This window comes from Streptosporangium sp. NBC_01810 (assembly GCF_035917355.1).
GTDB lineage: Bacteria > Actinomycetota > Actinomycetes > Streptosporangiales > Streptosporangiaceae > Streptosporangium.
The window spans coordinates 2,979,669-3,006,504 of the sequence record NZ_CP109070.1 but is presented as its reverse complement, the minus strand read 5'-3'; the positions used below and the strand labels follow the sequence as shown (position 1 = coordinate 3,006,504).

Genomic DNA, 26,836 nt, shown 5'->3' with positions numbered 1-26,836 from the left:
GATGGCGAACGACGACAAGCTACGCGAATACCTCAAGCGTTCCATCGCCGAGACCAAGCAGGCCCAAAGGCAGCTGCGCCAGATCGAGGCAAAGTCCCGCGAGCCGATCGCGATCGTGGGCATGGCGTGCCGGCTGCCGGGCGGGGTGAGCACCCCCGAGCAACTGTGGGACCTGGTCGCCTCCGGCCGCGACGTCATCACCGAGTTCCCCGCCGACCGCGGCTGGAACCTCGACCAACTCTACGACCCCGACCCCGACCACCCCGGCACCAGCTACACCCGCCACGGCGGATTCCTGGACGACATCGCCGGCTTCGACGCCGACTTCTTCGGCATCTCCCGACGCGAAGCCCTCGCCAGCGACCCCCAGCAACGACTCCTCCTCGAAACCGCCTGGGAATCCCTCGAACGAGCCGGCATCGACCCGGCGCCGCTCCGCGGCAGCAGAACCTCGGTGTATGTGGGACTCTTCGACCACACCTACAGCTCACGACTCCCCCACGTGCCCCAGGAACTGGAGGGGTACTTCACCATCGGCAACCTGGGCAGCGTCGCGTCAGGACGCATCGCCTACACCTTCGGCTTCGAAGGACCGGCCGTCACCGTCGACACCGCCTGCTCCTCCTCACTGGTCGCCCTCCACCTGGCCCTACAGTCGCTCCGCTCGGGAGAATCGGACCTCGCCCTGGCCGGCGGAGTCACGGTGATGTCCACCCCCCTCTCCTTCACGGAGTTCTCGCGACAGCGGGGGCTCGCTCCCGACGGGCGGTGCAAGGCGTTCTCCGACAGCGCCGATGGGGTCGGCTGGGCCGAGGGTGTCGGGGTGCTGGTGCTGGAGCGGTTGTCGGACGCGCGGCGTAGCGGCCATCAGGTGCTGGCGGTGGTGCGTGGCTCGGCGGTGAATCAGGACGGCGCGTCGAACGGGTTGACCGCGCCGAACGGTCCGTCGCAGCAGCGGGTGATTCGCCAGGCGCTGGCCAGTGCCGGTTTGTCGTCGGCCGAGGTGGATGTGGTCGAGGCGCACGGGACCGGAACCACGCTGGGCGACCCGATCGAGGCGCAGGCGTTGCTGGCCACCTACGGGCAGGGCCGCGAGGCCGCACGGCCGCTGCTGCTGGGGTCGGTGAAGTCGAACATCGGTCACACACAGGCCGCAGCCGGTGTCGCCGGTGTGATCAAGATGGTCATGGCGATGCGGCATGGGGTGCTGCCCAAGACGCTGCACGTGGACGCGCCGTCCTCGCACGTGGACTGGAGCAAGGGTGCGGTCGAGCTGCTGACCGAGCCGGTGGAGTGGCCGGAGGCAGGTCGTCCACGCCGGGCGGGTGTCTCGTCGTTCGGGGTCAGCGGCACCAACGCCCACGTGATCATCGAACAGGTCCTGGAGGTCGCAACCGAGGAGGCTCCGCAAGGACCGGAGGCTTCACGAATCGGGGCGGAGCCGGGCGCGGAGGACCAGGCGTCGGCTACCGGTGTGGTGCCGGTGCTGGTGTCGGGCCGTACGGCTGGGGCGCTGCGGGCGCAGGCCGAGCGTCTGGCCGCGCACGTGGAGGGCCACGATGAGCTGGCCTTGACCGATGTGGCGTTCTCGCTGGCCGCGACGCGGTCAGTGTTCGAGCACCGGGCCGTGGTGGTCGGCGGTGGCCATGAGGGTCTGCTGGCGGGGCTGGCGGCGGTGGCTTCCGGTGAGTCGGCGACGCGCGTGGTTGCGGGTGTGGCCGATGTGGATGGGAAGTCGGTGTGGGTGTTCCCGGGTCAGGGGGCGCAGTGGGTGGGGATGGGCGCGGCGCTGCTGGAGGAGTCGGCGGTGTTCGCGGCTCGGATGGCGGAGTGTGCGGCGGCGTTGGAGCCGTTCGTGGAGTGGTCGTTGCTGGATGTGGTGCGGGGTGTGGAGGGGGCTCCGGGGCTGGATCGGGTGGATGTGGTGCAGCCGGCCTCGTTCGCGGTGATGGTGTCGTTGGCGGCGGTGTGGGAGTCGCTGGGGGTTCGCCCGGACGCGGTGGTGGGCCATTCGCAGGGGGAGATCGCGGCGGCGGTGGTGGCCGGTGGCTTGTCGTTGCAGGACGGTGCGCGGGTGGTGGCGTTGCGCAGCCGGTTGATCGCTGACCGGTTGGCGGGGCTGGGGGCGATGGCGTCGGTGGCGTTGTCGGTCGAGCAGGTGCGGGAGTGGTTGGCGGCTTGGGACGGGCGGATCTCGGTGGCTGCGGTCAACGGTCCGAACTCGGTGGTGGTGGCCGGTGAGGTCCAAGCCGTGGAGGAGCTGGTCGAGCGGCTGACCGAGGACGGGGTGCGGGTGCGGCGGATCGCGGTGGATTACGCCTCGCATTCGGCGCAGGTGGATCTGATCGGGCAGGAGCTGGCTGAGGTGCTGGCGGGGGTGGCGCCGGGGCCGGTGCGGGTGCCGATGCTGTCGACGGTGACGGGTCAGTGGGTGGAGGGTGCGGAGCTGGGGGCCGGGTATTGGTGTGAGAATCTGCGGCGTACGGTGGGCTTCGCTCCGGCGGTGGGGGTGTTGCTGGAGCAGCGGTATCGGGTGTTCGTGGAGGTGAGCCCGCATCCGGTGCTGACGGTCGGTATCGGTGAATGTGTGGACGAGACGGACGCTGTCACGGTGATCGCCGGGACGTTGCGGCGTGAGGACGGCGGCCTGGATCGGGTGCTGGTCTCGGCGGCCGAGCTGTTCGTCCGTGGCGTGGCGGTGGACTGGCGGCAGATGCTGCCGGGCGGGCGCCTCGTCGACCTGCCGGCTTACGCCTTCCAGCACCAGCGGTTCTGGCCGAACGCCAAGCAGAGCGGTGATGCTCGGGTGCTGGGTCTGGCCGCGACGGATCATCCGCTGCTGGGTGCGGTGGTGGGTCTGGCCGACTCGGACGGCGCGCTGCTGACCGGCCGCGTGTCGGTGAGTGCGCAGCCGTGGCTGGCCGATTACGTGGTGGCGGGCTCGGTGGTGGTGCCGGGTGCGGCGTTCGTGGAGCTGGCGGTACGGGCCGGTGACCAGGTCGGCTGTGACCTTGTGGAGGAGTTGACGCTGGACTCGCCGCTGGTGCTGGGCGGGGACGACGCGGTCGTGATCCAGATCGCGGTGGGTGCGCCGGAGGAGACCGGCCGCCGAACCTTGAATGTGTACGGCCGTTCGGCGAATGCGGCTGATGAAGTGCCGTGGGTACGGTACGCGACCGGTACGCTCGCGACCGGTGTTCCGGAAGCCGTGCCGTTCGATGTGGCGGTGTGGCCGCCGGCCGGGGCGACCGCGATCGAGCTGGAGGGGCTGTACGAGGAACTGGCCGAGGACGGCATCGCCTACGGCCCGGCGTTCCAAGGGCTGCGGGCGGCCTGGCGACGCGACGGTGAGGTGTTCGCCGAGCTGAGGCTGCCGGAGCAGACCGGTGGGGCCGCTTCGTTCGGGCTGCATCCGGCATTGCTGGACGCGGCGCTGCACGTGGTGCCGTTCGTCGGACTGGAGCCGGCGGAAGGTGGCCGGTTGCCGTCTTCGTGGGGACAGGTGTGTCTGCACGCGGGTGGGGCGTCGGTGTTGCGGGTGCGGCTGGTCAGGACGGGGCCGGACGCAGTGTCGCTGAGCGCGGTGGACGCGGCCGGGGAGCCGGTGGTGTCGGCGCGCTCGGTGGTGTTGCGGCCGGTCTCGGCTGAGCGGCTGGGAGGCGCCTCTGATGGTCGCGGGGCCGGTCGGGACCCGTTGTTCCGGGTGGAGTGGGCGCCCGCGGCTGCTCTGCCGGAGGTCGGCGGAATGTCGGTGGCGGTGCTCGGTGCGGACGTGTTGGGTGTTGCTCCCGCGTTGCGGGTGGCCGGGGAGCCGGGTGGCCTTGCGGTGGAGGTGCACGCGGAGCTGGCGTCGCTGGCGGAGGTGGGTGCGGTGCCGGCTGTGGTGCTGGCGGAGGTGGTCTCGGATCCGGTGGGTGGGGTGGTGGAGTCGGCGCATGCGCTGACCGCCCGGGTGCTGGACCTGTTGCAGGGGTGGCTGGCCGAGGAGCGGTTCGCCGATTCGCGGCTGGTGTTCCTCACCCGGGGCGCGGTGGCGACCGGTGCCGGTGTGCAGGATGAAGCGGCGCCGGACCCGGTCGTGGCGGCGGTGCGAGGGCTTGTCCGCAGCGCCCAGTCGGAGAACCCGGGCCGGTTCGGGTTGGTCGATGTGGACGGGCAGGAGTCCTCGCTCGATGTGCTGCCGGGGGTGTTGGCGTCGGGTGAGCCGCAGGTGGCAGTGCGCGGGGGCGAGGTGTGGGTGCCGCGTCTGGCGCGGGTGACGCCCGGCTCTGGTCTGGATGAGGATCGGGCCTGGGATCCGGAGGGGACGGTGTTGATCACCGGTGGTACCGGTGGTCTGGGCGCGCTGTTCGCGCGGCATGTGGTGGCCGAGCGTGGGGTGCGGCATCTGCTGCTGACCAGCCGCCGGGGCCTGGACGCCCCCGGCGCGGTGGAACTGCAGGCCGAGCTGATCGCACACGGCGTTGAGGTCACCATCGCGGCCTGCGACATGGCCGACCGCGACCAGGTGGCGGCGCTGCTGACGCGGGTGGACGACGAGCACCCGCTGACCGCGGTGATCCACACCGCCGGTGTGCTGGCCGATGGCACGATTCCGTCGCTGACGCCGGAGCGGCTGGATGCGGTGCTGCGTCCCAAGGCGGACGCGGCCTGGCACCTGCACGAACTCACCCAGGACCGGGACCTTGCGGCGTTTGTCGTGTTCTCCTCGATGGCGGGGGTGATGGGCAACGCGGGTCAGGGCAACTACGCGGCGGCGAACGCGTTCCTCGACGCGCTGGCCCAGCTGCGCCGGGCCGAAGGGCTGCCCGGGTTGTCGCTGGCCTGGGGCTTGTGGGCGCAGGAGACCGGGATGACCGGCAGCCTCGGGGCGATAGATCTGCAGCGGATGGCGCGGGCGGGGATGCCGGCGCTGTCGGCCGAGCAGGGGCTCGCGATGTTCGAGCTGGCGGCCGCGTCGGATCACGCGGCGGTGGTGGCGGCGCGGCTGGATCTGTCGGTGCTGGTCCCCGAGGTGCCGCATCTGATGCGGGGCCTGGTGCGTGCGGGCCGCCGCCTGGCGGTCTCCACCTCGGCAAGCGGGGATTCGGAGCTGGTGCGGCGGCTGGCGGGGCTGGAGGAGGCCGAGCGGGTTCGGCTGGTGGTGGAGCTGGTGCGCGCTCAGGCGGCGGTGGTGCTGGGGCACGCCTCGGGGGAGGACGTCCAGCCCGGACGTGAGTTCCGTGAGCTGGGCTTCGACTCCCTGACCGCGGTGGACCTGCGCAACCGGCTCAACATCGCCGTCGGGTTGCGGTTGCCTGCGACGCTGGTGTTCGACTATCCGACGCCGACCGTGCTGGCGCGGTTCCTGGTGTCGGAGCTGCTGGGCCGGCAGGACCAGGCGGCGGTCTCGGGTGTGGTGGCCGGGCCGAGGGCGTCGACGGCCGAGGATCCGATCGTGATCGTGGGGATGAGCTGCCGGTTCCCCGGTGGGGTGAACTCGCCGGAAGAGCTGTGGCGGTTGCTGTCCGAGGGCGGGGACGCGATCTCGCCGGTCCCGGCCGATCGAGGCTGGAATCTGGAGACGCTGTCCGGGACGGGCCTCGACGTTCAGGGTGGGTTCCTGGCGGATGTGGCGGGGTTCGACGCGGGGTTCTTCGGGATCTCGCCGCGTGAGGCGCTGGCGATGGACCCGCAGCAGCGGTTGCTGCTGGAGGGGGTGTGGGAGGCGGTCGAGCGGGCCGGGATCGACCCGGTTTCGCTGAAGGGCAGTCCGACCGGGGTGTTCGTGGGCACCAACGGTCAGGACTACGCGAGCCTCGTCGTGAACGCCCGGGCGGATGTGGAAGGCCACGCCATCACCGGTATGGCGGCCAGTGTGCTGTCGGGCCGGCTGTCCTACACGCTGGGGTTGGAGGGTCCGGCGGTGACGGTGGACACCGCGTGTTCGTCGTCGCTGGTGGCGATGCACATGGCGGCGCAGGCGCTGCGCTCGGGCGAGTGCAGCCTGGCGCTGGCCGGCGGTGCCACGGTGATGACCACCCCGTTTGGGTTCATCGAGTTCAGCGCGCAGGGTGGGCTGTCGCCTGATGGGCGGTGTAAGGCGTTCGCCGACACCGCGGACGGCACCACCTGGTCTGAGGGCTTGGGCATGCTGGTGCTGGAGCGGTTGTCGGATGCCCGCCGTAACGGTCATCAGGTGCTGGCGATCGTGCGCGGGTCGGCGATCAACCAGGACGGGGCGTCGAACGGGTTGACCGCGCCGAACGGTCCTTCGCAGCAGCGGGTGATCCGTCAGGCGCTGGCCGGTGCGGGGCTGTCGCCGTCCGAGGTGGACGCGGTGGAGGCGCACGGTACGGGCACCAGGCTGGGTGACCCGATCGAGGCCCAGGCGCTGCTGGCCACGTACGGCAAGGACCGGCCGGAGGACCGGCCGCTGCTACTGGGCGCGATCAAGTCGAACCTCGGTCACCCCCAGGCCGCCGCGGGCGTGGCCGGTGTGATCAAGATGGTGCTGGCGATGCGGCACGGCGTGCTGCCCAAGACGCTGCACGTCGATACCCCGTCCTCGCATGTGGACTGGGCCTCGGGTGCGGTGGAGTTGCTGACCGAGGCGGCCGAGTGGCCGCAGACGGGTCGTCCGCGCCGGGCAGGTGTGTCGTCGTTCGGAATCAGTGGCACCAACGCGCACGTCATCCTCGAACAGGGGCCGGAGGCTCCGCGGATCGAGGCCGGAACGGCGGCGCGGGACGATGCGCCGGCCGCGGGTGCGGGTGTGCTGCCGGTGGTGGTGTCGGGCCGTACGGCTGGGGCGTTGCGGGCGCAGGCCGGGCGGCTGGCCGCGCATGTGGAGGGCCACGATGAGTTGGCCTTGGCCGATGTGGCGTTCTCGCTGGCCACGACCCGGTCGGCGTTCGAGCATCGGGCGGTGGTGCTGGCGAGCGACCATGAGGGTGTGCTGGCCGGTTTGGGCGCGCTCGCCGAGGACCGCGCCGGTGCGGGTGTGGTGCGCGGGGTGGCGGCGGTGGAGCCGAGGCTGGCGGTGTTGTTCACCGGTCAGGGTAGTCAGCGGGTGGGGATGGGCCGGGAGTTGTATGACCGGTTCCGGGTGTTCGCGGGGGCGTTGGATGAGGTGATCGACGAGCTGGACCCGCTGCTTGACGGGCAGTCGGGTGGGTCGCTGCGGGAGGTGCTGTTCGCCGAGCCGGGTACGGCCGAGGCTGAGGCGCTGGATCAGACCGGATGGGCGCAGCCGGCGTTGTTCGCGGTGGAGACGGCGCTGTTCCGTCTGGTGTCCTCATGGGGGGTGCGGCCGGACGTGCTGGCCGGGCACTCGATCGGGGAGATCACGGCGGCGCATGTGGCCGGGGTGTTGTCGCTGAGTGATGCGTGCGTGTTGGTGGCGGCGCGGGCGCGGTTGATGCAGGCGCTTCCTGCCGGTGGGGCGATGGCGGCGGTGGCGGTGTCCGAGGATGAGGTCGCCGCTCTGCTGGCGGGGCGTAAGGGTGAGGTGTCGATCGCCGCTGTCAACGGCCCGGCCTCGGTGGTGATCTCCGGAGTTGAGGAGCCGGTTCTTGAGGTGGCGGCCGCCCTGGAGCAGCGGGGGGTCAAGACGCGGCGGTTGCAGGTGTCGCATGCGTTCCATTCGCCGTTGATGGATCCGATGCTGGAGGACTTCCGCGCGATCGCCGGGACGCTCACCTACAACCCGCCGCGAATCCCGGTGGTGTCCACCCTGACCGGGGAGCAGGCGACGGCCGAGCAGGTGTGCTCGCCGGACTACTGGGTCGACCAGGTGCGTGACGCGGTCCGCTTCGCCGACGGCGTCCGTGCGTTGCATGGTCTGGGCGTGCGGGCCTACCTGGAGCTGGGCCCCGATGGGGTGCTGAGCGCGATGGCCCAGGACACCCTTGCCACGCTCGCCGGCTCGGACGCCAACGTGCACGAGTCGGCCACCGTGCTGGTGCCGGTGTTGCGCAGGGACCGGGATGAGCAGAGCACGGTGATGTCGGCGCTGGCCGAGTTGCACGTGCACGGGGTGCCGGTCGATTGGCGTGCGGTGCTGCCGGGCAGGCACCGGGTTGAACTGCCCACGTACGCCTTCGAGCATCGGCGGTACTGGCCCGAGAACACCGGCGCCGGTATGGGGAATGTGGCGGAGGTGGGCCTGGCCGCGACGTATCACCCGCTGCTGGGTGCGGCGGTGAGTCTGGCCGATTCGGATGGGGTGGTGCTGAGCGGGCGGTTGTCCCTGCGATCGCATCCATGGCTGGCCGATCACATGGTGGCCGGAACGGTGATTTTCCCGGGTACCGGATTCCTGGAGCTGGCGATCCGGGCGGGTGACCAGGTCGGCTGTGACATGGTGGAGGAGCTGACCCTGATCGCGCCGCTGGTGCTGGATGAGCGGGAAGCGGTCGTGGTGCAGGTGTCGGTGGGTGCGCCCCAGGAGCCGGGCCGCCGGACGGTGAACGTGTATGCCCGGGCTGCCGACGCCCCGGATGATCAGCCGTGGATACAGCATGCGACCGGTGTGCTGGCAGGCAGTGGCCGGATGGCCGAGATGTTCGACGCGAGTGTGTGGCCGCCGGCTGCGGCGACCGCGATCGAGCTGGACGGGTTGTATGAGGGGCTGGCCGCGGGTGGCTTCGACTATGGTCCGGTGTTCCAGGGGCTGCGGGCGGCCTGGCAGGGTGAGGAGGAGATCTTCGCCGAGGTCGCCCTTCCTGAACAGGCGGCCTTGAGCGCGGGCGCGTTCGGGATGCATCCGGCGTTGCTGGACGCGGTGCTGCACGCCCTGGCGTTCATAGGACTGGAGCAGGTCGAGGGTGGCCGGTTGCCGTTCTTCTGGGGTGAGGTGTGTCTGCACGCGTCCGGGGCGTCGGCGCTGCGGGTTCGGCTGGTCAAGACGGGCGATGAGGCGGTGTCGCTGACGGCGGTGGACGCCGCGGGGGAACCGGTGTTGTCGGTGCGCTCCCTGGCGTTGCGGCCGATCTCGCGCGACCGGCTGGCTGCCGCCGACGGCGGCCGCGGGGTGGATCGGGACGCGCTGTTCCGGCTGGAGTGGACTGTGCTGCCCGATCTGCAGGTGACCGATCCGACGGCGGCGGCAGCGGTCGGGTGCGCGGTGCTTGAGCCTGACACGCTGGGGCTCACGGATGTGTGGGATGCGGCCGGGCGGTCGATCGCGGTTCATCGGGATCTGTCGGCGTTGGTTGAGGCGGGTCCGGTGCCGGCTGTGGTGCTGGCCGAGGTGGCCACGGCGGCGTGCGGAGCCGTGGACGTGGTGGAGTCGGCGCATGAGGTCACCGCCGGAGTGCTGGGCTTGTTGCAGGGGTGGCTGGCCGATGAGCGGTACCGCGACTCCTGCCTGGTGGTGACGACATGTGGTGCGGTGGCGACCGGTGAGGGGGAGTCCCCCGATCCGGTGGCTGCCGCGGTGTGGGGGCTGGTGCGGTCGGCGCAGTCGGAGAATCCGGGCCGGTTCGTGCTGGTGGATGTGGACGGGCAGGAGTCCTCGCTGTCGGTGTTGCCGACGGTGTTGCCCGCGCTCATGTCCTCGGGCGAGCCGCAGGCGGTGGTGCGCCACGGCGAGGTGCGGGCGGCTCGGCTGGCGTCGCTGGGTTCGGGAGCGGGGTTGCTGCCTCCAGGCGGTGGGGTGCCGTGGCGGCTGGGCAGCCGGGCCAAGGGCAGCCTGGACGCGCTGGAACTGCTGCCGTTCCCGGAGGCGGCCGAGGCGTTGGGGGCCGGTCAGGTGCGGGTGGCGGTGCATGCGGCGGGCGTGAACTTCCGCGACCTGCTGGACGGGTTGAACGCGCTGGGCTGGTGGCAGGACAAGGTCGGCCTGATGGGCAGCGAGGCCGCCGGGGTGGTGCTGGAGGTCGGCCTCGGGGTGGAGAGTCTGCACCCCGGGGATCGGGTGACGGGTCTGGCCGAGGGCGCCTTCGGCCCGGTGATGATCACCGACGCTACAGCCGTGGCCAAAATTCCCGATCACTGCTCTTTCGAGCAGGCGGCGACGATCCCGGTGGCGTTCCTGACGGCCTATTACGGGCTGATGGACCTGGCCGCTTTGCGGGCGGGCGAGTCGCTGCTGGTGCACGCGGGTGCCGGTGGTGTGGGGATGGCGGCGATTCAGCTGGCTCAGCGGCTTGGGGTGGAGGTGTTCGCCACAGCCAGCCCGGCCAAGTGGGAGGTGCTGCGTTCGCTGGGCATCCCCGAGGATCACATCGCCTCCTCCCGGGATCTGGAGTTCGAGGAGCGCTTCCGGAAGGTGTGCGGGGAGCGGGGGATCGATGTGGTGCTGAACTCGCTGACGGGTGAGTTCATCGACGCCTCGACGCGGCTGCTGGCCCCAGGGGGCCGGTTCATAGAGATCGGCAAGCTGGACATCCGCGACCAGGAGCAGTTCCCGGAGGGGCTGACCTACCGGTGGTTCGACCTGGGGGAGACCGGCCCCGAGCGGCTGGAGCAGATGCTGGGCGAGTTGATGGGATTGTTCGCCTCGGGTGAGTTGCGGCCGTTGCCGTTCACGGCGTGGGATGTGCGGCGGGGCCGGGAGGCGTTCCGGTTCATGAGCCAGGCCAGGCACACCGGCAAGATCGTGCTGACCATGCCCCAGGTCTGGAACCCGGAGGGCACGGTGCTGATCACCGGTGGCACCGGTGGTCTGGGTGCGGAGGTGGCCCGGCATGTGGTGGCCGAGCACGGGGTGCGGCACCTGCTTTTGGCCGGTCGCCGGGGGTTGGAGGCTCCGGGTGCGGTGGAGTTGCAGGCCGAGCTGATCGCGCATGGGGTCGAGGTCGCGGTCGTGGCGTGTGATGTGGCGGATCGGGAGCAGGTGGCGGCGTTGCTGGCGCAGGTCCCGGCAGAGCATCCGCTCACCGCGGTGGTTCATGCGGCGGGTGTGCTGGATGACGGGACGATCGCGTCGCTGTCGAAGGAGCGGCTGGACACCGTGCTGCGGCCGAAGGTGGATGCGGCGTGGCATCTGCATGAGCTGACCCAGGACATGGATCTGGCAGGGTTTGTGCTGTTTTCGTCGGTGGCCGGGACGTTCGGTGGGCAGGGGCAGGGCAACTACGCGGCGGCGAACACGTTTTTGGATGCGCTGGCCGAGCATCGGCGTGCGCTGGGCCTGGCTGGGGTGTCGGTTGCGTGGGGTGCTTGGGTGCGGGACGCGGGGATGACGGGCACGCTGGGCCAGGCGGATATGCGGCGGATTGAGCGGGCGGGGATTTCGGCCTTGACGGTCGAGCAGGGGCTGGCGTTGTTCGACGCGGCTGCTGTGGCGGGTCCTGCGGTGGTGGTGGCGGCGCGGTTGGATGCGTCGGCGGTGGTGCGGGCGGGTGGTGAGGTGCTGCACCTGCTGCGGGGGTTGGTGCGGGGGGTCCGCCGGTCGGCGGCCTCGGCGTTGGTGCCGGCGGGTGACGGGGCACTGGGTGGACGGTTGGCCGGGATGGGTGAGGCTGATCGGGTTCGGTTCGTGCTGGAGTTGGTACGCGCGCAGGCGGCGATGGTGCTGGGGCATGCGTCGCCCGATGCGGTGGAGGTGCGGCGGGAGTTCCGTGACCTGGGATTTGACAGTCTCACCACGGTGGAGTTGCGTAACCGGCTGAACAGTGCGACGGGCTTGCGGTTGCCGGCGACGCTGGTGTTCGACTACCCGACACCGGTCGTGCTGGCGGAGTTCCTGCTGGGCGAGTTGCTGGGTGAGCGGGCCGATTCGGCTGTGCTGTCGCCGGTGGTGCGTTCGGTGGCGGACGATCCGATCGTGATCGTGGGGATGGCGTGCCGCTATCCGGGCGGGGTCGCCTCTCCGGAGGATCTGTGGCGGCTGGTGGTCGAGGAGGCCGACGCGATCACCGGTTTCCCGACCAACCGCGGTTGGGATCTGGAAGGTATTTACGATCCGGATCCCGGCCGGGTGGGGACGTCGTACACCCGACATGGCGGGTTCCTGCATGACGCCGATGAGTTCGATCCGGGGTTCTTCGGGATCTCGCCGCGTGAGGCGTTGGCGGTTGATCCGCAGCAGCGGTTGTTGCTGGAGGTGTCGTGGGAGGCGGTCGAGCGGGCCGGGATCGAGCCGGAGTCGTTGCGGGGCAGCCAGACCGGTGTGTTCACCGGAGTGATGTACAACGACTATGGCCTGGTTCTGGGCAACGCCGCCGTCGGCGAGGTGGTCGAAGGGCTCGGCCGGCGTGACGCCGTCGAGGGGTACGAAGGTACCGGGACCGCGCCGAGTGTGGCCTCGGGCCGGGTGTCGTACACGCTGGGGTTGGAGGGTCCGGCGGTGACGGTGGACACGGCGTGTTCGTCGTCGCTGGTGGCGGTGCATCTGGCGGCGCAGGCGCTGCGGGCGGGGGATTGTTCGCTGGCGTTGGCGGGTGGGGCGACGGTGATGTCCACTCCGAACACCTTCATCGGGTTCGCCCGGCAGCGTGGTCTGTCGGTGGATGGCCGGTGCCGGTCGTTCTCCGAGTCGGCCGATGGGGTCGGCTGGGCCGAGGGTGTCGGGGTGCTGGTGCTGGAGCGGTTGTCGGACGCGCAACGTAGCGGTCATCAGGTGCTGGCGGTGCTGCGCGGTTCGGCGGTGAACCAGGACGGGGCGTCGAATGGGTTGACGGCGCCGAACGGTCCGTCGCAGCAGCGGGTGATCCGCCAGGCGCTGGCGAGCGCCGGGTTGTCGGCGTCCGAGGTGGACGCGGTGGAGGCGCACGGCACGGGGACGACGTTGGGTGACCCGATCGAGGCTCAGGCGCTGCTGGCGACGTACGGGCAGGACAGGTCGGCCGACCGGCCGCTGCTGCTGGGGTCGATCAAGTCGAACATCGGTCACACCCAGACGGCCGCCGGGGTGGCGGGGATCATCAAGATGGTCATGGCGATGCGTGAGGGTGTGGTGCCGCGCACGTTGCATGTGGATGCGCCGTCGTCGCATGTGGACTGGAGCGAGGGCGCGGTCGAGCTGGTGACCGAAGCGCGGTCGTGGCCGGAGGCCGGGCGTCCGCGCCGGGCTGCGGTGTCGTCGTTCGGGATCAGCGGTACCAACGCGCATGTGATCTTGGAGCAGCCTTCCGGGGTGGCGGAGGTCGCGGCGGCCGAGGTCGAGGTCGAGGTCGCCGAGTCCGGGGCCGTGGCGTGGGTGGTGTCGGCGCGCAGTGAGGTGGCGTTGCGGGCGCAGGCGGCGCGGTTGTTGTCGCATGTGGAGAGCTTCCCCGGTCTGGGGTTGGCCGAGGTGGGGGTGTCGCTGGCGACGGCTCGATCGGCGTTTGAGTATCGGGCGGCGGTGGTGGGTGCTGAGCGGGCGGAGTTGGTGCGGGGTCTGGCCGCGGTGGCCGAGGGTGCGCCGGCCGCCGGTGTGGTGACCGGTTCGGCGCGGGGCGCGGCCAAGCCGGCGGTGCTGTTCACCGGTCAGGGCAGTCAGCGGGCGGGGATGGGCCGGGAGTTGTATGCGCGGTTCCCGGTGTTCGCGGCGGCGTTGGATGCGGTGATCGCGGAGCTGGACCCGCTGCTGGAGCGGTTGGAGCGGGAGCCGGCCGGGCAACTGGACGGCGGGTCGCTGCGAGGGGTGCTGTTCGCCGAGCCGGGGTCGGTCGAGGCGGGGTTGCTGGATCGGACGGGGTGGGCGCAGCCGGCGTTGTTCGCGGTGGAGACGGCGCTGTTCCGGTTGGTGGAGTCCTGGGGGGTGCGGCCGGGTGTGCTGGCGGGGCATTCGATCGGGGAGATCACCGCGGCGCATGTGGCGGGGGTGTTGTCCCTGTCGGATGCGTGTGTGCTGGTGGCGGGTCGGGCGCGGTTGATGCAGGCGCTACCTGCCGGTGGGGCGATGGTGTCGGTGCGGGCGTCCGAGGAGGAGGTCGCCACTCTGCTGGCGGGGCGTGAGAGTGAGGTGTCGGTCGCGGCGGTGAACGGCCCGGCCTCGGTGGTGATCGCCGGGATCGAGCAGCCGGTTCTCGACATCGCCGCCGCCCTGGAGGAGCGCGGGGTCAGGACGCGGCGGTTGCGGGTGTCGCATGCGTTCCATTCGCCGTTGATGGATCCGATACTGGAGGACTTCCGCGCGATCGCCGGGACGCTCACCTACAACTCGCCGCGCATCGCCATCGTGTCCACCCTGACTGGGGAGGCGGCCATGGCGGAGCAGTTGTGCTCGCCGGATTACTGGGTGGAGCAGGTGCGTCGGGCTGTGAGGTTCTCCGACGGTGTCCGGACGTTGCACGCTCAGGGGGTGCGGGCCTATCTGGAGCTGGGCCCGGACGGGGTGCTGACCGCGATGGCCCAAGACACCCTCGCCGCGGAAGCCGAAGCCGGTTCTGATCCGGTTGCGGTGTTGGTGCCGGCACTGCGCGGGGGCCAGGACGAGCAGACGACGATCGTGATGGCGTTGGCCGGGTTGCACGTGCGCGGGGTTCCCCTTGATTGGCGTGCGGTGTTGCCGGGTGGGCGGCGGGTGGAGCTGCCCACCTATGCCTTCCAGAAGGAGCGGTTCTGGCCGACCGGCCGGCGGGGCGGGGACGCGCGAGGTCTGGGGCTTGAGACGGTGCTGCACCCGCTGCTGGGGGCGGTGATGGTGTCGCCGGAGTCGGACGGGGTGGTCCTGACCGGGCGGTTGTCGGCATCGACCCATCCGTGGATCTGCGACCACGAGGTTCTGGGCCGGGTACTGCTGCCCGGGACCGGATTCGTGGAGCTGGTGGTCCGCGCGGGTGACGAGGTCGGCTGCGCGGTGCTGGAGGAGCTGGCGCTGCAGGCGCCGCTGATACTGCCCGAGACCGGCGGGGTGCGGGTCCAGGTGGTCGTCGACGGCCCCGGTGAGGCCGGCCGGCGCGCGGTGCGGGTGTATTCCCGGGCGGATGAGCACGAGGGCGGTGAGTGGACGCTGCACGCCCAGGGAGTGCTCGCGGAGCGGGCGGCGGAGCCGGGATTCGATCTGGTGCGGTGGCCGCCGGCGGGGGCGGCCGAGGTGGACGTGGCGGGGGCCTACGAGCGGCTGGCCGAGATCGGCTATGGCTACGGGCCGGCGTTTCAGGCGTTGCGCGCGGCCTGGCGGCGGGGGGAGGAGTTGTTCGCCGAGGTCGTGCTGGATGAGCGGGTGGCTGCGGAGGCGGCGCGGTTCGGGGTGCATCCGGCGTTGCTGGACGCGGCGATGCACGTGTCGCTGATCGATCCCTCGGGTGTGGCGAGCGGCGGGCGGGCGGTGTTGCCGTTCGTGTGGCGGCAGGTGGCGCTGCACGCCTCGGGCGCCTCGATGCTGCGGGTGCGGGTGCGGCATTCGGGTGAGCACACGCTGAGCTTGGACGTGGCCGATGAGAACGGCCGTCCGGTGCTGTCGGCGGGGGCGATGGTGGGGCGTCCGGTGTCGGCGCGGCAGCTGGGCGCGGCGGGAGGGGAGCAGTCCCTGTTCCAGGTGGCGTGGAACCCGATCGAGACGCCCGCGACCGCCGGTGCGGCGCAGGTGAGGGAGTGGTCCGCTTCTCCTGATGCGGCTGTCGATGCCGCCGATTCGATTGTGGTGGTGGACTGCGCGGCGCGGCCGGCCGGTGAGACGCCGGAGGTGGTGCGTTCGGTGGCCGGCGGCGTGCTTGAGGCGCTGCAGGCGTGGTTGGAGCGGGAGGATCCGACGTCGGCGCCTTTGGTCGTGGTGACCAGGGGCGCGGTGGCGGTGGGTGAGGGCGCGGACGTGGAGGTGGCGGTCGCGCCGGTATGGGGGTTGGTGCGGGCGGCGCAGGCCGAGCACCCGGGGCGGTTCGTGCTGCTGGATCTGGACGAGGGCCAGGAACGGGACGCGGCGGTGGGTGTGGCGGTGGCCTGCGGTGAACCGGAGCTGGCGGTGCGCTCCGGGGCGTTCCTGGTCCCCCGGCTGGTCAGGATGGCGCAGCCTGAGCGGCCCGTCACCGTGGTCGCCGACGACTCGGAGGCGGAGCCGGACCTGGGCTTCGCCGAGCGGTCCGGCGGCTCGGTTGAGGTGGCCGCGGGGACGGTGCTGGTGACCGGCGGTACGGGCGGGTTGGGGGCGTTGCTGGCTCGTCGCCTGGTGACCGATCACGGTGTGCGTTCCTTGCTGCTGGTGAGCCGACGCGGGCTGACGGCGCAGGGTGCCGAGACGCTGGTGGAGGAGCTGACCGGGCTGGGGGCCGACGTCCGCGTGATGGCGTGCGATGTCGGGGATCGGGACGCGCTGGCACAGGTCGTGGGGTCGGTTCCGGATTCGGCCCCGCTGGTGGGCGTGGTGCACGCGGCGGGAGTGGCGGACAACGGTGTGGTGGAGGCGTTGTCGCCAAGCCGGTTGGATGCGGTGCTGCGTCCCAAGGCGGACGCGGCCTGGCATCTGCATGAGCTGACCCGGGATCTGCCGCTGGCGATGTTCGTGCTGGTGTCCTCGGCCGGTGGGCTGGTCCTGGCGGAGGGTCAGGGCAACTACGCGGCGGCCAACGTGTTCCTGGACGGGTTGGCGGCCTATCGGCGATCGCGAGGGCTGGTGGCGACGTCGCTGGCGTACGGGCTGTGGGATGCGGCCACCGGGATGAGCGCCGAGCTGTCCGACGCCGACCGCGAGCGGCTGGCCCGGATCGGGTTGCCGGCCCTGTCCGCGGCCGAGGGGTTGCGGCTGTTCGACGTGAGTGTGCGGACGGATGCGGCGATGACGGTGCCGCTGCGGGTGGAGGTGGAGGTGTTGCGGGGCCGCGGCGGTGAGGTGCCGGCGTTGCTGCGGGGGCTGGTACCGGCGAGGCGAACGGTCCGGGTGGCCGCCGGCGGCGGCCAAGAAGACGGGTTGCGGCGGCGCTTGGCCGGCCTGGAGGTGGGCGAGCGGGGGCGGGTGCTGGAAGAGCTGGTACGGCGGCAGGTGGCGGTGGTGCTGGGTCACGCGTCGGGGGATGCGGTGGAGCCCGACCGGGCCTTCAGCACGATGGGGCTGGATTCGCTGGCCGCGGTGGAGTTGCGCAACCAGCTGGCCGCGGCGACGGGGTTGTCGTTGCCCGCAACGCTGGTCTTCGACTACCCGACCTCGTACCGCGTGGCGGAATTCCTATACGGGGAGCTGTTCGGCTCGGTGGACTCCGAGCAGGTCGCGGATCTGCCGGTGGTGCGTTCGGTGGCCGACGATCCGATCGTGATCGTGGGGATGGCGTGCCGCTATCCAGGTGGGGTTTCCTCTCCGGAGGATCTGTGGCGCCTGGTGATCGAGGAGAGCGACGCGATCACTGGTTTCCCGACCAATCGCGGTTGGGATCTGGAGGGTATCTATGATCCGGATCCTGGTCGGGTGGGGACGTCGTATACGCGTCATGGCGGGTTCCTGCACGATGCCGATGAGTTCGATCCGGGGTTCTTCGGGATCTCGCCGCGTGAGGCTCTGGCGGTTGATCCGCAGCAGCGGTTGCTGCTGGAGGTGTCCTGGGAGGCGGTCGAGCGGGCCGGGATCGAGCCGGGGACGTTGCGGGGCAGCGAGACCGGGGTGTTCACCGGTCTGACGTACAACGATTACGGTCTGGCGCTGGGCAACGCCGCCGGCCGGGTACACCAGGCCACGGCCGATGAGGGGCTCGGTCGGCGTGACGCCGTCGAGGGCTACGAAGGTATCGGGACCGCGCCGAGTGTGGCCTCGGGCCGGGTGTCGTACACGCTGGGGTTGGAGGGTCCGGCGGTGACGGTGGACACGGCGTGTTCGTCGTCGCTGGTGGCGGTGCATCTGGCGGCGCAGGCGCTGCGGGCGGGGGACTGTTCGCTGGCGTTGGCGGGTGGGGCGACCGTGATGTCCACTCCGAACACCTTCATCGGGTTCGCCCGGCAGCGTGGTCTGTCGGTGGATGGCCGGTGCCGGTCGTTCTCCGAGTCGGCCGACGGGGTCGGCTGGGCCGAGGGTGTCGGGGTGCTGGTGCTGGAGCGGTTGTCGGACGCGCGGCGCAACGGTCATCAGGTGCTGGCGGTGCTGCGCGGGTCGGCGGTCAACCAGGACGGGGCGTCGAACGGGTTGACGGCGCCGAACGGTCCGTCGCAGCAGCGGGTGATCCGCCAGGCGCTGGCCGGTGCCGGGCTGTCGGCGTCGGATGTCGATGTGGTCGAGGCGCACGGCACCGGAACGCGGTTGGGTGATCCCATCGAGGCGCGGGCTCTGATGTCCACCTACGGACAGGGCCGCGATGCCGCACAGCCGTTGCTGCTCGGCTCGATCAAGTCGAACATCGGTCACACCCAGACGGCCGCCGGTGTGGCGGGGATCATCAAGATGGTCATGGCGATGCGTGAGGGCGTGGTGCCGCGCACATTGCATGTGGATGCGCCGTCGTCGCATGTGGACTGGAGCGAGGGCGCGGTCGAGCTGGTGACCGAAGCGCGGTCGTGGCCTCGGGTGGAGCGGTCGCGTCGGGCTGCGGTGTCGTCGTTCGGGATCAGCGGTACCAACGCGCATGTGATCTTGGAGCAGCCTTCCGGGGTGGCGGAGGTCGCGGCGGCCAGGGTCGACGGGGCTGATGGCGGGGCCGTGGCGTGGGTGGTGTCGGCGCGCAGTGAGGTGGCGTTGCGGGCGCAGGCGGCCCGGTTGTTGTCGCATGTGGAGGGTTCGCCTGGTCTGGGGTTGGCCGAGGTGGGGGTGTCGCTGGCGACGGCTCGATCGGCGTTTGAGTATCGGGCGGCGGTGGTGGGTGCTGAGCGGGCGGAGTTGGTGCGGGGTCTGGCCGCGGTGGCCGAGGGTGCGCCGGCCGCCGGTGTGGTGACCGGTTCGGCGCGGGGCGCGGCCAAGCCGGCGGTGCTGTTCACCGGTCAGGGCAGTCAGCGGGCGGGGATGGGCCGGGAGTTGTATGAGCGGTTCCCGGTGTTCGCGGCGGCGTTGGATGCGGTGATCGCGGAGCTGGACCCGCTGCTGGATGGGTCGTTGCGTGAGGTGCTGTTCGCCGAGCCGGGTGGTGCGCAGGCCGGGTTGCTGGATCGGACGGGGTGGGCGCAGCCGGCCCTGTTCGCGGTGGAGACGGCGCTGTTCCGGTTGGTGGAGTCCTGGGGGGTGCGGCCGGGTGTGCTGGCGGGCCATTCGATCGGGGAGATCACCGCGGCGCATGTGGCGGGGGTGTTGTCCCTGTCGGATGCGTGTGTGCTGGTGGCGGGCCGGGCGCGGTTGATGCAGGCGCTCCCTGCCGGTGGGGCGATGGTCGCGGTGCGGGCCTCTGAGGAGGAGGTCGCCGGGCTGCTGGCGGGGCGTGAGAGCGAGGTGTCGGTCGCGGCGGTGAACGGTCCGGCCTCGGTGGTGATCGCCGGGGTGGAGGAGGCGGTGCTGGCCATCGCCGCCGAGTTGGAGTCTCGGGGGGTCAGGACGAAGCGGTTGCGGGTGTCGCACGCCTTCCATTCGCCGTTGATGGATCCGATGCTGGAGGACTTCCGGGCGGTGGCGGGCACGCTGACCTACAGCCCGCCACAGATTCCTCTCGTGTCCACGGTGACCGGGCAGGCGGCCACCGCCGAGCAGCTGTGCTCGCCGGATTACTGGGTGGATCAGGTGCGTGGCGCGGTGCGGTTCTCCGACGGCGTCCGGGCGCTGCACGCTCAGGGGGTGCGGGCCTACCTGGAACTGGGCCCCGACGGCGTACTGACCGCGATGGCGCAGGACACCCTCGCCGCGGAAGCCGAAGCCGGTTCTGATCCGGTTGCGGTGTTGGTGCCGGCACTGCGCGGGGGCCAGGACGAGCAGAAGACGATCGTGACGGCGTTGGCCGCCCTGCACGTGCGTGGGGTGCCGGTGAGCTGGCCGGCAGTGCTCCCCGCTGCCCGCCGGGTGGAGTTGCCCACCTATGCCTTCCAAAAGGAGCGGTTCTGGCCGACCGGTCGGCGGGGCGGGGACGCGCGAGGTCTGGGGCTGGGAACGGTGCTCCATCCGTTGCTGGGGGCGGTGGTGGTGTCGCCGGAGTCCGGTGGGGTGGTCCTGACCGGGCGGTTGTCGGCGTCGGAGCAGCCGTGGATGGGTGATTACCAGGTTCTGGGACGGGTGCTGATGCCCGGGACCGGGTTCGTGGAGCTGGTGGTCCGCGCGGGCGATGAGGTCGGCTGTGCGGTGGTGGAGGAGCTGGCGCTGCAGGCGCCGTTGGTGCTGCCCGAGACCGGCGGGGTGCGGGTCCAGGTGGTCGTCGACGGCCCCGGTGAGGCCGGCCGGCGCGCGGTCCGGGTGTACTCCCGAGCCGATGAGCGAGCGGGCGGTGAGTGGACGCTGCACGCCCAGGGAGTGCTCGCGGAGCGGGCGGCCGAGCCGGGATTCGATCTGGTGCAGTGGCCGCCGGCGGGGGCGGCCGAGGTGGAGGTGGCGGGGGCGTATGAGCGGCTGGCCGAGGTCGGCTACGGCTACGGGCCGGCGTTTCAGGCGTTGCGCGCGGCGTGGCGGCGGGGGGAGGAGTTGTTCGCCGAGGTCGTGCTGGATGAGCGGGTGGCTGCGGAGGCGGCGCGGTTCGGGGTGCATCCGGCGTTGCTGGACGCGGCGATGCACGTGTCGCTGATCGATCCCTCGGGTGTGGCGAGCGGCGGGCGGGCGGTGTTGCCGTTCGTGTGGCGGCAGGTGGCGCTGCACGCCTCGGGTGCTTCGACGCTGCGGGTGCGGGTGCGGCATTCGGGTGAGCACACGTTGACCTTGGACGTGGCCGATGAGAACGGCCGTCCGGTGCTGTCGGCGGGGGCGATGGTGGGGCGTCCGGTGTCGGCGCAGCAGTTGGGCGCGGCAGCGGCAGAGCAGTCCCTGTTCCAGGTGGCGTGGAACCCGATCGAGACGCTCGCGGCCGGTGCGGCAGCGGTGACCGAATGGTCCGAGCTCGCCGCCGACCGCTCTCTTGAGGTGGCTGTCGATTCGGTGGTGGTGGACTGTGAGGCGCGGCCGGCCGGTGAGACGCCGGAGGTGGTGCGTTCGGTGGTCGGCGGCGTGCTTGAGGCGCTGCAGGCCTGGCTGGAGCGGGAGAGCCAGGGTTCGGCACCTTTGGTGGTGGTGACCCGGGGCGCGGTGGCGGTGGGCGATGGCACGGACGTGGATGTGGATGTGGCGGTCGCGCCGGTATGGGGGTTGGTGCGGGCGGCGCAGGCCGAGCACCCGGGACGGTTCGTGCTGCTGGATCTGGACGAGGGCCAGGAACGGGACGCGGCGGTGGGTGTGGCGGTGGCCTGCGGTGAACCGGAGCTGGCGGTGCGCTCCGGGGCGTTCCTGGTCCCCCGGCTGGTCAGGATGGCGCAGCCTGAGCGGCCCGTCACCGTGGTCGCCGACGACTCGGAGGCGGAGCCGGACCTGGGCTTCGCCGAGCGGTCCGGCGGCTCGGTTGAGGTGGCCGCGGGGACGGTGCTGGTGACCGGCGGTACGGGCGGGTTGGGGGCGTTGCTGGCTCGTCGCCTGGTGACCGATCACGGTGTGCGTTCCTTGCTGCTGGTGAGCCGGCGCGGGCTGACGGCGCAGGGTGCCGAGACGCTGGTGCAGGAGCTGACCGGGCTGGGGGCCGACGTCCGCGTGATGGCGTGCGATGTCGGGGATCGGGACGCGCTGGCACAGGTCGTGGGGTCGGTTCCGGATTCGGCCCCGCTGGTGGGTGTGGTGCACGCGGCGGGAGTGGCGGACAACGGTGTGGTGGAGGCGTTGTCGCCAAGCCGGTTGGATGCGGTGCTGCGTCCCAAGGCGGACGCGGCCTGGCATCTGCATGAGCTGACCCGGGATCTGCCGCTGGCGATGTTCGTGCTGGTGTCCTCGGCCGGTGGGCTGGTCCTGGCGGAGGGTCAGGGCAACTACGCGGCGGCCAACGTGTTCCTGGACGCGCTGGCGGCCTATCGGCGGTCGCGAGGGCTGGTGGCGACGTCGCTGGCGTATGGGCTGTGGGATGTGGACACCGGGATGAGCGCCGAGCTGTCCGACGCCGGCCGCGAGCGGCTGGCCCGGATCGGGTTGCCGGCCCTGTCCGCGGCCGAGGGGTTGCGGCTGTTCGATGTGAGTGTGCGGACGGATGCGGCGATGACGGTGCCGCTGCGGGTGGAGGTGGAGGCGTTGCGGGGCCGCGCCGGCGAGGTGCCGGCGTTGCTGCGAGGGCTGGTACCGGCGAGGCGGGTGGCTCGTGCGGCCGCCGGTGGCGGCGAAGACGCGGGCGAACGTCGGCGCCTGCACAGCAAGGACGCCTTGGCCGAGCTGGTACGCCACCAGATCGCGGCTGTCCTCGGCCACGCGGACGGTGTGAACATCGGTGGTGACCGCGCCTTCAAGGACCTGGGCTTCGACTCGCTCACCACTGTGGAGCTGCGCAACGGCCTGGCGAAACGCATCGGGCTGGCGCTACCCGTGACCATGGTGTTCGACCATCCGACGGCTGATGAGCTGATCACCTATCTCTGGTCGCGGATCGAAGGCGCCGCTCCGGATGTCAGCCGGCCTCAGACGAGGGCCGACCACGACGACGACCCGATCGCGATTGTTGGTATGGCGTGCCGTTTTCCAGGTGAGATCGACACTCCTGAGCAACTGTGGCGATTGCTGGCCGATGGAGGTGAGGTGCTGTCCTCTTTCCCGGAGGACCGCGGCTGGGATCTGACGACCTTGACGAGCCGCAGTGCCACCACATCCGGCGGGTTCCTCGCCGGAGTCGCCGACTTCGACCCGGGATTCTTCGGGATCAACCACCGCGAGGCCCTGGCGATGGACCCCCAGCAGCGACTGCTGTTGGAGACGTCGTGGGAGGCACTGGAACAAACCGGCATCGTGCCCGCGACCCTGCGTGGTAATGACGTGGGCGTGTTCATCGGGACCAACGGTCAGGACTACCCGACGCTGCTGGCCCAGTCTGAAGACGACTTCGGGGGCTATGTCGGCATTGGCAGCGCGGCGAGCGTGGCGTCCGGGCGGCTCTCCTACACGTACGGCTTCACCGGTCCGGCGCTCACCGTGGACACCGCGTGCTCCTCGTCGTTGGTCGCTCTGCATCTGGCCGCTCGGTCACTCCGGTCCGGGGAGTGCTCGCTCGCCCTGGTCGGTGCCGTCACGGTGATGACGACGCCAGAAGGGTTCGTCGAGTTAACTCGGCAAGGAGTGCTGGCCGGCGACGGGCGTTGCAAGGCTTTCGCCGACGCGGCCGACGGGACAGGGTGGGCTGAAGGCGTGGGCATGCTTGTGGTCGAGCGGCTGTCGGACGCGCGGGCGAAGGGCCATGAGGTGTTGGCAGTGCTCCGGGGCAGTGCCGTCAACCAGGACGGCGCCTCGAACGGGCTCACCGCACCGAACGGCGTCGCGCAGCAACGTGTCATTCGCCAGGCGTTGGCCTCCGCAGGCCTGTCGGTGTCCGATGTGGACGTGGTGGAGGCACACGGCACCGGAACCAGGCTGGGAGACCCGATTGAGGCCGACGCGTTGCTGTCGACCTACGGTCAGGACCGGGACCGGCCGTTGTGGCTCGGTTCGGTGAAGTCGAACCTGGGGCACACCCAGGCGGCCGCGGGGGTGGCAGGCGTGGTGAAGCTGATCCTCGCCATGCGGCACGGAACTCTGCCGCGGACGCTCCATGTGGACGAGCCTTCGTCTCATGTGGACTGGTCGGCCGGTTCGGTCAGGCTGGCGACCGAGGCGGTGCCGTGGGCGACCAACGGGCGCCCACGACGCGGTGCGGTGTCCGCCTTCGGAATCAGCGGGACCAACGCACACGTCATTCTCGAAGAAGCCGAACGGTCCATTCCTGAAGAAGGCGAACGGTCCGAAAATCCGTCCGGCCCGGGGGAGCCGCCTTGGTTGCTGTCCGGCCGCACCGCCGATGCCCTTGGCGTACAGGCGGAACGCCTCCTGGCGGCCGACCCTGACGCGCGTGCGGCTCGACCGCTTGCGGTGTCTCGCACGCACTTCGAGTACCGCGCGGCGGTGCTGGACGGCAGCCTTGACGCCCTCGCCGCTCTCGCGAGAGGCGAGGACCATGAGCTGGTCGCCCGTGGTGTGGTTGGGAAGCCGGTGGTACCGACGATCGTGTTCGCCGGCGCGACCGCGTGCACAGAGATGGGCCGTGAGCTGGCCCGGTTCCCGGTGTTCGCGGCAGCGCCGGCCGAGATCGGCGGCCGGTTCGGGGAGGAGAGCGGTTTCGCGTTCGAGGTGGCGTTGTTCAGGTTGCTGGAGTCCTGGGGAGTGCAGGCAGAGGTCCGCGGCCATTCGGGGGGCGAGGTCGCCGCCGCGTACGTGGCCGGGGCGTTGTCGCTGGACGACGCCTACGAACTGGTCACCGCCAAGGCCCAGGACCCTCGTGTCGCCGACTACCGGGTCCGGCCGTTCGGGCAGGACGACGTCGTCGTCGAACCGGGAACCTGTGGTTCACTGTCCGGCCTGGTCAACGCGCTGGCAGGACTCCATGTGCGCGGCGTCGCGGTGGACTGGGCGGCCGTGATTCCGGGCGGGCGGTGCGCCGTGCCCACGTATGCCTTCCAACGGCAGCGGTTCTGGCCGCGGGTGGCCCACACCATGCCCCCCGGCCCCATCGAAGCCGATGCCGATGCCCGGACCGAGCCGCTGTCGGCGGTGGATCTCGTCCGGACCGAGGTGGCCAGGGCCCTCGGCCTGCCTGATATGCAAGCGGTGGCGCCGGACCGTGAGTTCACCCAGCTCGGCCTGGACTCGTTGGCCTTGATTGACTTGCGCGCCAGGCTGCGCGCCCGCACCGGCAAGAAGATCGAAGCAAGCGCGGTGTTCCGGCACTCGACCTCCGAGGCTCTCGCCCACTATCTGGACGAGCTCGACCAGGGGCCGCAGGCCGAGCCGGGCGTGGCGGACGCGGCGCTGCCGGCGGGTGTGATGCCGTACGTGATCTCGGGCAGGTCGGGTGGGGAGTTGCGGGCGCAGGCGGGCCGTCTGGCGGTGTATGTGGAGGAGGGTAACGAGCTGGGGCCGGCCGATGTGATGTTCTCGCCGGCCACGTCACGGTCGGCGTTCGCGCATCGGGCGGTGGTGGTCAGCGGGGATCGCGAGGAGTTGCTGGCGGGGTTGGCCGCGGTCGCTTCCGGTGACTCGGCGGCGGGTGTGGTGCGGGGTGTGGCCGACGTGGATGGCCGGATGGTGTGGGTGTTCCCGGGGCAGGGGGCGCAGTGGGCGGGGATGGGTGCGCGGCTGCTGGAGGAGTCGCCGGTGTTCGCCCGCCGGATGGCGGAGTGCGCGGCGGCGTTGGAGCCGTTCGTGGACTGGTCGCTGCTGGATGTGATCCGCCGGGTGGAGGGTGCTCCGGGGCTGGATCGGGTGGATGTGGTCCAGTCGGCGTCGTTCGCGGTGATGGTGTCGCTGGCAGCCGTATGGGAGTCGCTGGGGCTGCGCCCGGACGCGGTGGTGGGCCATTCGCAGGGCGAGATCGCCGCCGCGGTCGCGGCGGGCGGGCTGTCGTTGTCCGATGGCGCCCGGGTGGTGGCGTTGCGCAGCCGCCTGATCGCTGAGCGGCTGTCCGGAGGCGGGATGATGCTGTCGGTGATGGCTCCGGCGGAGCGGGTTCGCGGGATGCTCGCCGATGCCGGGCTGCTGGACCGGGTCTCGATCGCGGCGGTCAACGGTCCCCAGGTGGTGACGGTGGCCGGTGATCCGGATGCGATGCGGGTGCTGGAGCGGCGGTTGTCAGCCGATGGGGTGATGCGCTGGCAGCTGGCCGGAGCGGACTTCGCTGCGCACTCGCCTCAGGTCGAGGGGCTCCGGGACGAGCTGTTGGCCGATCTGGCCGAGGTGGCGCCGCGTACGGTGCGGGTGCCGATGTTGTCGACGGCGACCGGGCAATGGCTGAACGGCTCCGAGTTGGACTCCGGCTACTGGTACGAGAACGTACGGCGGACGGTGGAGTTCGCGTCGGCGATCGAGCGGTTGCTGGAGGAGCGGTATCGGGCGTTCGTCGAGGTCGGCCCGCATCCGCTGCTGGCGCTGGGGATCGAGCAGGCGGTGGACGAGGCGGGGGTCACCGCGGTGGTCGTCGGGACGTTGCGCCGCGACGAGGGTGGCATGGACAGGGTGGTGCTTTCGGCGGCCGAGCTGTTTGTCCGCGGGGTCGCGGTGGACACTGCGCCAAGCGCGCCACAGAGCCCGCCGGACGTCATCGCGGACCTGTACCGGCAGTCGGTCGACGCCGGCATGCTGGACCAGGCGGACGCGTTGCTGCGCGGGGTGGCCGAAGTGCGTGAGAAGTCGGCCGAGCCGCCGGCCCTGCGCCTGACGCCGTTGAGGGACAGTGGAACCGGGCGTCAGCTGGTCTGTGTCGCGCCCGTCGTTCCCACCACCGGCGAGCATGTCTACTATGGTCTGGCCACCGCTCTTGGCGGCCAGTGGGATGTCAGCGTGGTCACGCCCGGCGGGTTCACCGCCGGCGAGCCGTTGCCCAGCTCCCGGACCGCGTTGATCGAGCAACTGGCGACCGCGGTCGTGGACCGCACCGTGGCGGGTCCGCTTGTCCTGCTCGGGACATCTTCGGGCGGGTTGCTCGCCCACGAGGTCGCCGCCTGGCTTGAAGATCGCGGCCTTGCCGTCGACGCGGTTGTCCTGTTGGATACCCACTTGCTCGACTCGAAAGCCGCCGAGGTGTTGCGGCCCAGGCTGTGGCCGGCGTTGCATGCCCGGGAATCGGTGGTCGACGGGCTCGACTGGATCCGGTTGTCGGCCACCGTCTGGTATGTGGACCTGTTGTCGTCGTGGCGTCCTCGGCCGACGCGCGTGCCATCGCTGCTGGTACGCGCCTCTGTGCCGCTGGGCACCGTGCACGACGACGCCTGGCGATCGACGCTGCCCGGGATGACCGACGTCATCGACGGCCCCGGCGACCATCTGTCGATGCTTGAGCAGCACGTCGTGGAGACCGGTGGCCGCGTGACGGACTGGCTCGAACGCACGGTGTTGAACAAAAGGCAGTGAGAGGAAGCT

The 26,836-nt window shown here is 71.1% G+C and carries 1 protein-coding gene; it reads left to right on the top strand.

What is annotated here, in order from left to right:
• Nucleotide 1: 1 nt before the first annotated feature.
• Complete coding sequence (locus OIE13_RS13500; protein WP_326830084.1) at nt 2-26,827, top strand: SDR family NAD(P)-dependent oxidoreductase; 26,826 nt, start codon at nt 2-4, stop codon at nt 26,825-26,827.
• The last annotated feature ends 9 nt before the right edge of the window (nt 26,828-26,836 follow it).